Source organism: Microlunatus sp. YIM B11417, from assembly GCF_059617205.1.
In genome coordinates this window covers 46,845-58,900 of the sequence record NZ_JCAMPJ010000010.1, presented here as the reverse complement: position 1 = coordinate 58,900, position 12,056 = coordinate 46,845, and the positions used below count along the sequence as shown (strand labels likewise).

The window sequence follows — 12,056 nt, the reverse complement described above, 5'->3', positions numbered from 1 at the left end:
GCCCTTGGGCACGCTCCTGAGTATCGTTACCAGGAGATTGTCAACAATCCTACGGCCGCTGGTGCCCGGAGGCGCCGCTGCCGTGGTTCGGGGCCGCCCCGGGCCGGGACGGAGGAGAGTTCGATGACTGATGCAGCAGCCGCCGAGTCCGCCAAACCACCGGAGGAAGTCGATCCCAGAACCCTGCGCCGTGCCGTCGGCGCGTCGGCCATCGGCAACGCGACCGAATGGTTCGACTACGGGCTCTACGCCTACGGGACGGCCTACATCACGGCGAACCTGATCCCGGGCGAGAACGTCCTGATCACACTGGGCATCTTCGCCGTGTCCTTCCTGATCCGTCCGTTGGGCGGGATGGTCTGGGGGCCGCTGGGTGATCGCCTGGGACGGAAGCAGATCCTGGCGATCACGATTCTATTGATGTCGGGCGCCACGCTCTGCATCGGGTTGCTGCCGACCTTCGCGACGATCGGCTACGCAGCGCCACTTCTGTTGATCCTGCTGAGGCTGATCCAGGGCTTCTCGACCGGTGGCGAGTACGGCGGTGCGGCGACGTTCATGGCCGAGTACGCGCCGGACAAGAAGCGGGGGTTCTACGGCAGCTTCCTCGAGTTCGGGACCCTCGGTGGGTTCTCGCTCGGCGCGCTGTTGATGTTCGCGGCGTCGCAGATCCTCAGCCCGGAAGCGATGATGGCCTGGGGCTGGCGGGTGCCCTTCCTGATCGCCGCTCCGATGGGGCTCATTGGGCTGTACCTGCGGTCGAGGATGGAGGACACCCCGATCTTCCAGGAACTGGAGGAAGCCGGCCAGAAGGAGTCGACGGCCAAGACACAGTTCCGGGATATGGTCACCCAGTACTGGCGGCCGATGCTGCAGCTCTTCGGGTTGGTGATCGCGCTCAACGTCGTCAACTACACGTTGATCTCGTACACGCCGACCTATCTCGAGGTCCAGATCGGGCTGGACTCCACGATGGCGTTGCTTGTTCCGATCATCGCGCAGTTGGCCATGATGATCTTCGTTCCCTTCGCCGGAGCCTTGTCGGATCGGGTCGGACGGAAGCCCATGTGGTGGGCCTCGCTGATCGGCCTCTTCGTACTGGCCGTGCCGATGTATCTGCTGATTGGCACGAACGCGGTAGGTGCCTTGATCGGAATTGCCGTTCTCGGTCTGTTGTACGTGCCGCAGTTGGCGACGATCTCCGCGACCTTCCCGGCCATGTTCCCGACCCACATCCGGTTCGCGGCCTTGGCGATCTCCTACAACCTGGCGACCTCGCTGTTCGGTGGTACCGCACCGAGCATCAACGAGGGTCTGATCGAGTCGACCGGCAACCAACTGATCCCTGCGTTCTACACGATGGCTGCCTGCGCGGTCGGGATCGTCGCTCTGGTCTTCGTGGTCGAGACCAAGGGGGTGTCGCTGCGCGGCCGCGGAGTGCCCGGCGTGATCTCCCGTCCGGCCGGTCGCCGGCCCGGCTCGCGGGGTGGCCCGATGCCGGACCTCGGTCTCCGTTGATCTTGACCGACTGACCACCGACCGCCGCAGGGCGAGGTCCGCTCCGGGCCTCGCCCTGCGGCGTGTTCAGCGAGCGAGTACGGCAGCGACGGCGCCCGCCCACAGCCCGACGGCCTCGTCGATCTCGGCGGGTGAGACCACCAGGGCCGGGATGAAGCGGACCACCTGGCCGTACGCCCCGCAGGTCAGCAACAGCAGCCCGCGGCGCGAGGCCTCCTGCTGCACGGCGGCCGCGGTGGCCCCGTCCGGACGGCCCTCGGCATCGCGGAACTCGTTGCCGATCATGAGCCCGAGCCCGCGCACGTCGGTGATCTGATCATGGTCCTTCGCGACGGCGGCCAGCCCGTCGGTCAGCTGCCGGCCGCGCTCCTCGGCGTTGCGGACCAATCCCTCCGACTCGATCACGTCCAGGGTCGCGCAGGCGGCGGCGCAGGCGACCGCGTTCGCCCCGTAGGTGCCGCCCTGGGAACCGGGCCAGGCCTGCTCCATCAAGGAGGCGGGCGCGGCCATCGCCGACAGCGGGAACCCCGACGCGAGGCCCTTGGCGGTGATCAGGACATCGGGCCGTACCTGGAAATGATCACCGCCCCAGAATCGTCCGGTGCGGCCGAACCCGGTCTGGATCTCGTCGATCATGAACAGGCAGCCGTGCCGGTCGGCCCGCTCCCGCAGCCCGGCGAAGAAGCGGGTGTTGCCCGGCACGTAGCCGCCCTCACCGAGCACCGGCTCGACCAGGAAGGCTGCGGTGTCGGCCGGCGCGGACACGGTCTGCAGCAGATAGTCGAGTTGCTTCAGGGCGAAGTCGGTGCAGTCCTCGACCGGCCAGCCGAAGTGGCCCGGATCCGGGAACGGTGCCACGTGCACTCCGCCCATCAGCGGCGCGAAGCCGGACCGGAACCTGGTTCCGGAGGTGGTCATGGTGGCCGCGGCGACCGTACGGCCGCGGAAGCCGCCGTGAAAGACGATCACGTTCGGCCGACCGGTGGCCTGCCGGGCCAGCCGCAGCGCCGACTCGACCACCTCCGAACCGGAGTTGGCGAAGAACACCCGGTCCAGCGGCTCCGGCAGCACGGGGCCGAGCCGTTCGGTGAGCTCGAGCATCGGCTTGTTGCGGACCGTCGTGTACTGCGCGTGGATGATCGTCGCCACCTGCCGCTGGGCCGCCTCGACCACCCGCGGATGGCAGTGGCCGGTGCTGGTGACGCCGATGCCGGCGGTGAAGTCGAGGTAGCGGCGGTCGTCGTCGTCGAAGATCTCCACCCCGGAGCCGCGGGCCGCGAGAACCGGATTCGCCTGCGCCAGAACGGGGGAGAGCTGCGCCATGATGACCTCGTTGATCGTCGGATTGTTGACAATAATTCCAGCCTAACAAGCGGCTTCCGAGGCGTCGAGATCAGCGAGTACGGTTGCGCTATGAGCACCTCGGAGACGACGCAGTCAGCCCGGCCCGCCATCGTGGACGCGGTGCCGAAGGACCTCTTCGTCGGCGGCGCCTGGCAGCCGGCGACCGGTGGCAAGACCTTCGACGTGCTCGACCCCGCGACGGGGGAAGTGCTCTGTGCGGTCGCGGACGCGAGCCCGGAGGACGGCCGGAAGGCGCTGGACGCCGCGGTCGCCGCCCAGCCGGCCATGGCGGCCCTGTCGCCGCGGCAGCGCGCCGACATCCTGACCCGGGCGTTCGAGCTGCTGCACCAGCGGATCGACGACCTGGCCGCCCTGATGACCGCCGAGATGGGCAAGCCGCTGGCCGAGGCGCGCGGCGAGATCGTCTACGCCGCCGAGTTCCTGCGCCACTTCGCCGGCGAGGCGGTACGGATCGACGGCGGCTACCAGGTCTCACCGGCGGGCGACGCTCGGTTCTTGATCACCAAGCAGCCGGTCGGCGTGGCGTTGTTGATCACTCCGTGGAACTTCCCGATGGCGATGGGCACCCGCAAGCTCGGCCCGGCGATCGCGGCCGGCTGCGCCAGCGTGATCAAGCCCGCCCCGCAGACGCCGCTGTCGATGCTGGCCCTGATCGACATCCTGCGCGAGGCCGGGCTGCCCGACGGCGGGGTCAACCTGATCACCTGCACCGACGCCGGCGGCGTGCTGGAGCCCATGATCAGGTCCGGCCTGGCCCGCAAGCTTTCCTTCACCGGCTCGACGAAGGTCGGCCGGATCCTGCTGGAGCAGTGCGCCGAGAAGGTGCTCCGGACCTCGATGGAGCTCGGCGGCAACGCGCCGTTCCTGGTCTTCGACGACGCCGACCTGGACGAGGCGGTGACCGGGGCGCTGCAGGCCAAGATGCGCAACATGGGCGAGGCCTGCACGGCAGCCAACCGGATCTACGTCCAGTCCGGCGTGATCGACGAGTTCGGCCGCCGGCTCGCCGCCCGGATGGCCGAACTGACCGTCGGTCCCGGCACCGGCGACGGGGTCCAGGTCGGGCCGCTGATCGACGCCGCCGCGCTGACCAAGGTGACCGAGCTGGTCCAGGACGCAGTGGATCGCGGGGCGAGCGTCCTCACCGGCGGCGTGCCGCTCGGCGGGAAGGGCTACTTCTATCCGCCGACCGTGCTGTCCGGGGTGCCGCGGGAGGCCCGGATGAGCGACGAGGAGATCTTCGGGCCGGTCGCGCCGCTGACGCCGTTCGAGGACGAGGACGACGCGGTCGCGCTGGCCAACGACACCGAGTTCGGCCTGGTCTCGTACGTCTTCACCAATGATCTTCGCCGGGCGCTGCGGATGGCCGAGCGGATCGAGTCCGGCATGGTCGGGCTGAACCAGGGCGTGGTCTCCAACCCGGCCGCGCCGTTCGGCGGCGTCAAGCAGTCCGGCCTCGGCCGCGAGGGCGGCGCGATCGGCATCGACGAATTCCTGGAGACGAAGTACATCGGCATCGCGATGCCGAAATGATCAAGGGAGTCAGCGAGCGGGCGGGGGCACCACCTTGGCCAGCCGCTGGATCGCGTCCTCCATGTGCGCGGTGAGCAGCCGGTCGAAGAGTTGTCGATCTTGGTCGCGCATCGCCTCGGCGATCGCCTTGTGTTCCGGGACGCGCTCGTCGGGCGGGGGATAGCTGCCGCCGAGGGCGTTGATGCACAACTTGGTCTCGGTCATCAGGGTGCGGTGGATCCGGGACAGCCGCGGGCTCTTCGCCTGGGCCACCAGGCACTCGTGGAACTTCACGTCCCAGTGCCCGATCGCGACGACGTCGTTGCGCTGCCCGGCCTTCTCCATGTCCTGCCAGATCTTGATCAGGCGCAGCCCGGACCGCTCCGGGTTGCCGGTCCGGAAGATCTCCTCCGCGGCGGCGTGCTCGATCGCCGACCGGGCCAGGTAGACGTCACGGACGTCGGCCTCGGTCAGCTCGACCACGAACAGGCCGCGGTTCTTGATCGACACCAGCAGGCCCTCCTGGGTGAGCCGCTGCATCCCTTCCCGCAAAGGGCCTCGGCTGACTCCGAACTCGCGGGCCAGCACCACCTCGTGCAGCTGCTCGCCGGCCGCGAAGTGCCCACTGTGGATCGCCGACCGGAGCCGGTCGGCGATCAGGCTCGCCGTCGACGCCGTCGGTACGGGCTCGATGGCGCGACGCCCCGACATCGTTCCTCCCTCACCCGGCGGACCCGGCGAACAGGCGCCCGAGCCCTGGCAGCGTGGTCGGGCCGCCGGCGAGCCGGAGCCCCTCCCAGACGGTGACCTGGTTGGCCGTCAGCACCGGCTTGCCGACCGCGGTCTCGAGGTCGTCCAGCCAGGCCAGCGAATGCATCGCGGTGTCCGGCACCAGCACCGCCTCGGCCTCTGGATGATCATGGTCGACGGCGATCCCGATCACCTCGTCGCGGCCCAGCGTGCCGACCTCGGCCGCGGTCACGATGTCCCGGAAGCCCCAGCCGGCGACCTCGACGCCGCCACGGCCCAGGAACTCGACGAACCGGGCCGCCACGTCCTCCGGGTACGAGGCCGCGACGGCGACCCGGGTGAGCCCGAGCGACCGGGCCGCCTCGACGAAGGCGATCGAGGTCGACGAAGCCGGCTTGCCGAGCAGCTCGGCGAGCCGGTCGACCTGCTGCCGGGCGCCCTCCCAGCCGAACACGAAGCTGCCGGACGTACAGGCCCACATGATCGAATCCGGCCGGCTCTCGGCCAACCGACCGGCCCCTTCGGCCAGCCGGTCCGCACCGCCGAGATCGAGCAGCGCGTCCACCCGGTGCGCGTCCTCGCCGACGCTGGTGTGCACCAGCGGCAGCCGGATCCGGCCGCCGAGCCGCTCGACCAGCGCGGGGTAGTCGTCCTCCGCGCTGTGGCCGGGGTAGAGCAGCCCGACCGACACCGGCTCGGCGGTCACGACGCACCCCCGATCAGCCGGAGCGCGGTCAGCGCGTAGGCACGGGCGGCGGTGACCAACTCCTCGACCGGGACGGACTCGTTGGGCCGGTGCGCGTGCTGGGTGACCGACCCGGGGCCGAGCACCACGACGGGAATGCCGGCGTCCCGGGCGATGAAGCCGCCGTCGCAGGCCGCGGTCCAGCCGCCCAGCCCCCAGAGCGGCCCGCCGGCATCGCCCAGGGCGCCCTCGACGGTCCGGACCAGCGGATGGCCCGGCGCGGTCTCGAAGCCGGGCATGTCCATCGTCATCCGGACCTGGACCGACAGCCCGCGGGCGGACAGCCCGAGGTCGCCGAGCCGGTTCCGGGCGTCCTCCAGCACGGCGTTCGCGGACTCGCCCGGCAGCAGCCGCCGGTCCGCGACGATCGTGCACTCGCCGGCCACCACGGTCGGTCCGCTGCCGCCGGCGATGCTGCCGATGCTCCAGGTCGCGGCGCCGGCCAGCAGGTGCGCCGACGCGGCCAGTTCGGTGTGCCACTGTTCGATCGCGCCGACCACGGCGGCGGCGCCGACGATCGCGTTCGCGCCCTCGCTGGGCAGCCCGGAGTGGGCGTGCCGGCCGGTGATCGTGAACTCGACGTAGGAGTCGCCGCGGGCCGCGATGATCGTCTGCAGGTCGGTCGGCTCGGCCGCGATGCAGCCGGCGAACCGGCCCCGCTCGCTGCCGAGGAAGTGCCGAATGCCGAGACCGTGGTCCTCCTCGTCGACCACGGCGGCCAGTTCGACCAGGCCGGGCAGCACCACGCCCGCCCGCCGGATCGCCGCCATCGCGGTCAGGCAGGCGGCCAGCCCGCCCTTCATGTCGGCCGACCCGCGCCCGTACAGCCGCCCGCCGGAGACCCGGCCGCTCCACGGATCGCCGGTCCAGCCCTCGCCGATCGGCACCACGTCGGTGTGCCCGAGCAGCAGCAGGCCGGGCTCGTCGCCGCCGGGCAGTCGCACCGAGACGTTGGACCGGTCCGGCGCCACCTCGCTGGTGACCACCTCCAGCCCGAGTTCGCCGGCCAGGTCGGACAGCACGGCGACGGTGGGCGCCTCCCCGCCGGGCGGGTTGACGTTCGGCGTATGTCGGGCCGGGGCCTGGACCAGGGCAGCGGCAAGCCCGGTGACCAGACCTTCGTCGATCTGGTCGAGGACACTCCGTTCGGTGTCGGTGAGCACCGACGGTCGGCTGTCTATCTCGTCACCTCCAGTTCGCGCGGCAACCGGCAGAGCGGTTCGGCTCCACCATCGGAGATGATCACCGGCTCGGACAGCTCGTACCCCCAGCCGTCCAGCCAGAGCCCGAGAATCACGTGGAAGGCCATGCCGGTACCGAAGGCGCGTGCTTCCTCGCCCCGCAGGCTGATCGTCCGCTCGCCCCAGTCGGGAGGATAGCCGACTCCGATCGAATAGCCGATCCGCGAATCCTTCGTCAGGCCGTGTGCCGCGATCACCTGCTGGAACGCCGTGTGCGCCGCGCGGACCGGCCGGCCCGGCACCATGGCCTCCAGCGCGGCCGCCATCCCGTCCCGGATCACCGCCGCGGCACCGGCCAACCGGGCCGGCGGCTCGCCGATCATGACGGTCCGGGCCAGCGGCGCGTGATAGCGCTGATATGTCCCGGCCAACTCGATCGTGGTTGCCTCGCCCGCGCAGAACCGGCGCTCGGACCAGGTCAGGTGCGGAGTTCCGGCGCTGTCGCCGCTCGGCAGCAACGGCACGATGGCCGGGTAGTCGCCGCCATGATCATCGGTGCCGCGGGTCTGTGCGGCGACGATCTCGGCGGCCACGTCGCACTGCCGGCGGCCCGGCGCCACCGCGGCCAGGGCGACCCGCATCGCCTCCTCGGCCAGCCGGCCGGCGACCCGGAGCCGGTCCAGTTCGGCCTCGGACTTGATCAACCGGACCCAGTTGACGAGCTCGCCGCTGTCCACCAGTCGGGCCCGGCCGACCCGTTCGGCGAGCGCCTGGTGAGCCCGTACCGAATAGAAATGTGCGTCGGCCTCGACCGCGATCAGCGCGTCCGGGTCGGTCGGCAGCAGGCCCTGGGCCCGGGCCCGGTCGGCGATCCAGTCGTACGGGTGCACGTCCGGCCGGTGCACCAGCGACTCGGGGTAGCCCTCGATCCGGTCGGCCGGCAGCCGGGCCGTCGCGGCCGCGCCGTTGGCGTCCATCGCGCGCAGGAACAGCCGCGGCGCGCCGTCGGCCGGGATGATCAAGCACTGCGGCATGTAGAACGACCAGGCGTCGTACCCGGTCAGGTAGTAGAGGTTGGCGGGGTCCGCGACGACCAGGGCCGACCATGATCGTTCCGCCATGGCGGTGTGGACGCGGCACAGCCGTTCCGTGTACTCCGCGTCGTCGATCGGTTTGATCATGTGCGCTCGACCAGGGCCTGACCGGGTCCCACGGCTCGGCGGCCGACCAGCCGCAGCGCGGCCCAGACGGTGGCCTGGTTCGCACTGACCACCGGCATCCCGAGCTCGGCCTCGAGCGGCGCGATCAGGTCGTAGCTGCTCAGGTTCGTGCAGGCGAGCAGGACGGCCTCGGCGCCGGAGCCCGGCAGCCGGCGGATCAGCTCGGCAGTCGTCCGGTACGGCACCTCCCAGATCCGTGCGGTGAGGCCGAGCGAGCCGTACCCGGTCACCGTGATCGCCGCCTCGGCGAGGAACCGGACCAGCCGTTCGGTGATCATGATGTCGTACGGTGCCGCGACCGCGACCGACCGGACCTCGAGGGCGGTGAGCGCCGCCAGCAGCGCACCGGAGGTGGTCACTGCGGGCACCCCGGCGGCCAGCCGGATCGCCTCGGCCAGCGCATGCTCACCGGTGACCCCGTCGACGAAGCTGGCGGCCGTGCAGGCGTAGGCGTACGCGGCGGGCTCGATGGCGCTCAGCTCGCCGATGCAGGCCAGGATCTGATCATGGTCGTTGAGTCGCTCGACCAGGTGCAGGTCGACCGGGCCGGGCAACCGCGGCGTCCGCGCGGTGTGCAGGCTGATCCCCTCGGGGACCCACCGGGCGAGCTCGTCGTCGAGCGCGAGATCGAAGGGTGCGATCAGTCCGATCCTGGTGCGTACCGGTGGTCCCTCCGGAAGCCCACCGGCCGCGGGCTGTGTCATGAAGTCATGATGCCTTCGGGTCAGATTGTTGACAATCCTTCGGCGCCGTTCTTAGGGTCTGTGAGTGAGCCCCGCCCGGACCCTGCCCGTGATCACGGTGCTCTGCGGGCCGGACGGGTCTCGTCCCGGCGGGCTGGAACCGGTCGCGGAACGGGCCGCGCTGCGCTACGTCGACGCGGCCGGCCTGGCCGCCGCGCTGCCGGACAGCCGGGCCCTGCTGCTCTGGGACTTCTTCTCCACCGCGGTCGCCGACACCTGGCCCGCGGCCGCCGGGCTGGACTGGATCCACGTCGCGGCCGCCGGGGTGGACTCGCTGCTGTTCGACGCGTTGGTCCAGGCGCCGGTCCTGGTGACCAACGCGCGCGGCGTGTTCGACCGGCCGATCGCCGAGTTCGTGCTCACCTCGATCCTTGATCAACTCAAGGGCGTCCACCTGACCCGGGCGCAACAGCAGGCCCGGACCTGGCAGCACCGGGAGACGCTGCTGGCCGCCGGACGCACGGTCATGATCATCGGGACCGGGCCGATCGGCCGGACCACGGCGCGGCTGCTCCGCGCCGTCGGTTTCGAGGTACGGGGAGTGGGCCGCACCGCCCGCGCCGAGGATCCCGACTTCGGCAGCGTCGTCGCGTCCGCCGACCTGGTGTCCCAGGCGGGCCGGGCCGATCACCTGGTCGTCGCCGCGCCGCTCACCGACCAGACCCGGAACCTGATCAACGCCGACGTGCTCGCCGCGCTCAAGCCGACCGCGCAGTTGATCAACGTCGGCCGCGGGCCGCTGGTTGATCATGAAGCCTTGATCGCGGCGCTGACCGAGGGTCGGCTGGCCGGTGCCGCGCTCGACGTGTTCCCGGCCGAACCGCTGGCGACCGACGACCCGCTCTGGACCACGCCCGGAGTGATCATCTCGCCGCACCTGTCCGGCGACGTGGTCGGCTGGCGGGACGCGCTGGCGCGGCAGTTCGCCGACAACGCGCTGCGCTGGCTGGACGGCGAACCCTTGATCAACATCGTCGACAAACGGCTCGGCTACGTGACCGGCCAGGCACCGGTGGAGGCACGATGAACGAGGTTCCGCGGGTCTCCGAAGCGGGTGCCGCTCCGCCGCGCCGGCTGCCCCGGACCACGACGACGCCGCCCAACGACCTGACCGCGCTGACCGCGGCCGACCTGGTCGCCGGCTACCGCTCCGGCGCGTTCACGCCCTTCGAGGCGACCCGGGACGTGCTGGCCGCCATCGAGGCGTACGACCGGAAGGTCAACGCCTTCGTGCTGGTCGACGCCGAGCGGGCGCTGGCCGACGCGGAACGGTCGGCCCGGCGCTACGCCGAGGGCCGGCCGTTCGGACCGGGCGACGGCGTACCGGTGTCGATCAAGGACATGTTCCTCACCGACGGCTGGCCGACCCGGCGCGGCACGGCGCTGATCGACCCGGCCGGCCCGTGGACCGAGGACGCGCCGCCGGTGGCCCGGCTGCGGGAGGCCGGAGCGGTGCTGCTCGGCAAGACCACGACGCCCGAGTTCGGCTGGAAGGGCGTGACCGACTCGCCGACCTTCGGCGCCACCGGCAACCCCTGGCAGCCGTACCGGACGGCCGGCGGGTCCAGCGGCGGTGCGGCCGCGGCCGTCCGGCTCGGCCTCGGGCCCTGGTCGATCGGCACCGACGGCGGCGGCTCGGTCCGGATCCCGGCCTCGTTCACCGGCACGGTCGGACTGAAGCCCACGTACGGGCTGGTGCCGATCTACCCGCCGAGCCCGTTCGGCACCCTGTCCCACGCCGGTCCGATCACGCGGACCGTCGCCGACGCGGCCGCGCTGCTCGACCTGATCGCCCGGCCGGACCCGCGGGACTGGTCCGCGCTGCCGTCGCCGGAGCGGTCGTACCTGGAAGGGTTGGAGGACGGCGTCGCCGGCCTGCGGATCGCCTACTCGGCGAACCTGGGCCAGGTCGAGAACGATCCCGAGGTGGACGCCCTGGTCCGGGCGGCGGCCGAGGTGCTGGCCGGGCTGGGCGCGGAGGTGACCGAGGCCGATCCGGGCTTCGACGACCCGGTGGCGGCGTTCTCGGTGCTCTGGTTCGCCGGGGCGGCGAAGGTGGTCGAGGGGTACGGACCGGAGGCGCTGGACCGGATCGACCCGGGGCTGCGCCGCGGTGTCGAGTACGGGACCGGGCTGACCGCCTCGGACTACCTGGACGCGACCGCGGTCCGGATGCGGCTCGGGTCAGAGCTGGGCCGGTTCCACCAGCGCTACGACCTGCTGGTCACGCCGACCCTGCCGATCCCGGCGTTCGAGCTCGGCCGGGACGCGCCGGAGGGCTGGGGGAGCGACGCCTGGACCAGCTGGACCCCGTACACGTACCCGTTCAATCTGACCCAACAGCCGGCGCTCAGTGTGCCCTGCGGGTTCACCCGGGACGGCCGGCCGGTCGGCCTGCAGGTCGTCGGACCGCGGCACGCCGACGCCCTGGTGCTCCGCGCCGGCCGGGCCTACGAACGTGCCACCGACTGGGCCGGCCAGTGGCCCGTCCTGCTCGAGTCGAAAGGAACCTGATGACCCGCTTCATCACCGTGACCCTGGAGGCCCGCGGCGTCTCCTGCAAGGCCGCCCTGCTCGACGACGAGGCGCCGCGGACGGCCGCCGCGGTCTGGGATGCGCTGCCGCTGTCCGGGCCGGTGCACCACGGCAAGTACGCCCGGAACGAGATCTACAACCTGGTCCCCGCCTTCGCGAAAACCGAACCAGGCAAGGAGAACACGACGGTCACCCCGATCCCGGGCGATCTCTGCTACTTCGCCTTCGATGCCGATGATCTTGGAAACCCGGCGTACGGCTACGAGGCCGGCTCCGGTCCCGGCGAGCTGTCCAAGATCATTGATCTTGCCGTGTTCTACGGGCGGAACAACCTCTTGATCAACGGCGACCAGGGCTGGGTGCCGGGCAACGTCTTCGGCACCGTCGTCGAGGGTCTGCCCGAGCTGGCCGCGGCCTGTCAGGACGTCTGGATGGGCGGCGCGCGCGGCGAGACGCTGACCTTCGCCCGCGCCTGAGATCGCGGCCC

Annotated in this window: 11 protein-coding genes; 5 read left to right on the top strand and 6 right to left on the bottom strand. The window is 71.3% G+C overall.

The annotated features are described in order from the left end of the window. Window positions 1-123 precede the first annotated feature (123 nt). A complete protein-coding gene (locus AC6CCG_RS29870) occupies window positions 124-1,518 on the top strand; it encodes an MFS transporter (protein ID WP_496658446.1) in 1,395 nt (464 codons plus the stop codon). 66 nt (window positions 1,519-1,584) lie between these two features. Here AC6CCG_RS29870 and AC6CCG_RS29865 read toward each other — a convergent pair whose 3' ends face one another. Continuing rightward, complete coding sequence (locus AC6CCG_RS29865) at window positions 1,585-2,841, bottom strand: aspartate aminotransferase family protein (protein WP_496658445.1); 1,257 nt, start codon at window positions 2,839-2,841, stop codon at window positions 1,585-1,587. A gap of 90 nt (window positions 2,842-2,931) precedes the next feature. On the opposite strand from AC6CCG_RS29865, the gene AC6CCG_RS29860 reads away from it, so the two are divergent. Further along, window positions 2,932-4,416, top strand: a complete 1,485-nt coding sequence (locus tag AC6CCG_RS29860; protein WP_496658444.1) for an NAD-dependent succinate-semialdehyde dehydrogenase — start codon at window positions 2,932-2,934, stop codon at window positions 4,414-4,416. Between the two features lie 9 nt (window positions 4,417-4,425). Here the strand turns inward: AC6CCG_RS29860 and AC6CCG_RS29855 are convergent, their stop codons facing one another. From AC6CCG_RS29855 to AC6CCG_RS29835, 5 genes are read right to left on the bottom strand one after another with little or no spacing between them, the layout of a single operon-like run. Beyond that, window positions 4,426-5,106, bottom strand: coding sequence for a GntR family transcriptional regulator (locus AC6CCG_RS29855; RefSeq protein ID WP_496658443.1), 681 nt, complete (start codon window positions 5,104-5,106; stop codon window positions 4,426-4,428). A gap of 10 nt (window positions 5,107-5,116) precedes the next feature. After that, window positions 5,117-5,851, bottom strand: coding sequence for a maleate cis-trans isomerase family protein (locus AC6CCG_RS29850; protein WP_496658442.1), 735 nt, complete (start codon window positions 5,849-5,851; stop codon window positions 5,117-5,119). Continuing rightward, the gene (locus AC6CCG_RS29845; RefSeq protein ID WP_496658441.1) at window positions 5,848-7,053 is read right to left on the bottom strand and encodes a M20 family metallopeptidase; all 1,206 of its coding nucleotides are present in this window, start codon (window positions 7,051-7,053) and stop codon (window positions 5,848-5,850) included. The genes AC6CCG_RS29850 and AC6CCG_RS29845 overlap by 4 nt, the downstream gene beginning before the upstream one ends. A gap of 14 nt (window positions 7,054-7,067) precedes the next feature. Next, a complete protein-coding gene (locus AC6CCG_RS29840; RefSeq protein WP_496658440.1) occupies window positions 7,068-8,252 on the bottom strand; it encodes a M24 family metallopeptidase in 1,185 nt (394 codons plus the stop codon). Next, window positions 8,249-8,995 carry a maleate cis-trans isomerase family protein gene (locus AC6CCG_RS29835; protein WP_496658439.1) on the bottom strand — a complete coding sequence of 249 codons (747 nt, stop codon included), beginning with the start codon at window positions 8,993-8,995 and terminating at the stop codon, window positions 8,249-8,251. The genes AC6CCG_RS29840 and AC6CCG_RS29835 overlap by 4 nt, the downstream gene beginning before the upstream one ends. A 64-nt stretch (window positions 8,996-9,059) precedes the next feature. Between AC6CCG_RS29835 and AC6CCG_RS29830 the strand changes: the two genes are divergently transcribed. Genes AC6CCG_RS29830 through AC6CCG_RS29820 form a run of 3 tightly spaced genes read left to right on the top strand, consistent with a single transcriptional unit; the run spans window position 9,060 to window position 12,045 of the window. After that, the gene (locus tag AC6CCG_RS29830) at window positions 9,060-10,061 is read left to right on the top strand and encodes a D-2-hydroxyacid dehydrogenase (protein ID WP_496658438.1); all 1,002 of its coding nucleotides are present in this window, start codon (window positions 9,060-9,062) and stop codon (window positions 10,059-10,061) included. Continuing rightward, window positions 10,058-11,548, top strand: coding sequence for an amidase (locus AC6CCG_RS29825; RefSeq protein WP_496658437.1), 1,491 nt, complete (start codon window positions 10,058-10,060; stop codon window positions 11,546-11,548). The genes AC6CCG_RS29830 and AC6CCG_RS29825 overlap by 4 nt, the downstream gene beginning before the upstream one ends. After that, complete coding sequence (locus AC6CCG_RS29820; RefSeq protein ID WP_496658436.1) at window positions 11,548-12,045, top strand: DUF3830 family protein; 498 nt, start codon at window positions 11,548-11,550, stop codon at window positions 12,043-12,045. Before AC6CCG_RS29825 ends, AC6CCG_RS29820 begins: the two co-directional genes overlap by 1 nt. Window positions 12,046-12,056: the final 11 nt, after the last annotated feature.

Excerpts from the sequence above, each read along its gene's own strand:
- AC6CCG_RS29825 (WP_496658437.1), top strand. The coding sequence starts at position 10,058 with ATGAACGAGGTTCCGCGGGTCTCCGAAGCGGGTGCCGCTCCGCCGCGC.
- AC6CCG_RS29820 (WP_496658436.1), top strand. The coding sequence starts at position 11,548 with ATGACCCGCTTCATCACCGTGACCCTGGAGGCCCGCGGCGTCTCCTGC.
- AC6CCG_RS29865 (WP_496658445.1), bottom strand. The coding sequence starts at position 2,841 with ATGGCGCAGCTCTCCCCCGTTCTGGCGCAGGCGAATCCGGTTCTCGCG.
- AC6CCG_RS29860 (WP_496658444.1), top strand. The coding sequence starts at position 2,932 with ATGAGCACCTCGGAGACGACGCAGTCAGCCCGGCCCGCCATCGTGGAC.
- AC6CCG_RS29840 (WP_496658440.1), bottom strand. The coding sequence starts at position 8,252 with ATGATCAAACCGATCGACGACGCGGAGTACACGGAACGGCTGTGCCGC.
- AC6CCG_RS29855 (WP_496658443.1), bottom strand. The coding sequence starts at position 5,106 with ATGTCGGGGCGTCGCGCCATCGAGCCCGTACCGACGGCGTCGACGGCG.
- AC6CCG_RS29835 (WP_496658439.1), bottom strand. The coding sequence starts at position 8,995 with ATGACACAGCCCGCGGCCGGTGGGCTTCCGGAGGGACCACCGGTACGC.
- AC6CCG_RS29870 (WP_496658446.1), top strand. The coding sequence starts at position 124 with ATGACTGATGCAGCAGCCGCCGAGTCCGCCAAACCACCGGAGGAAGTC.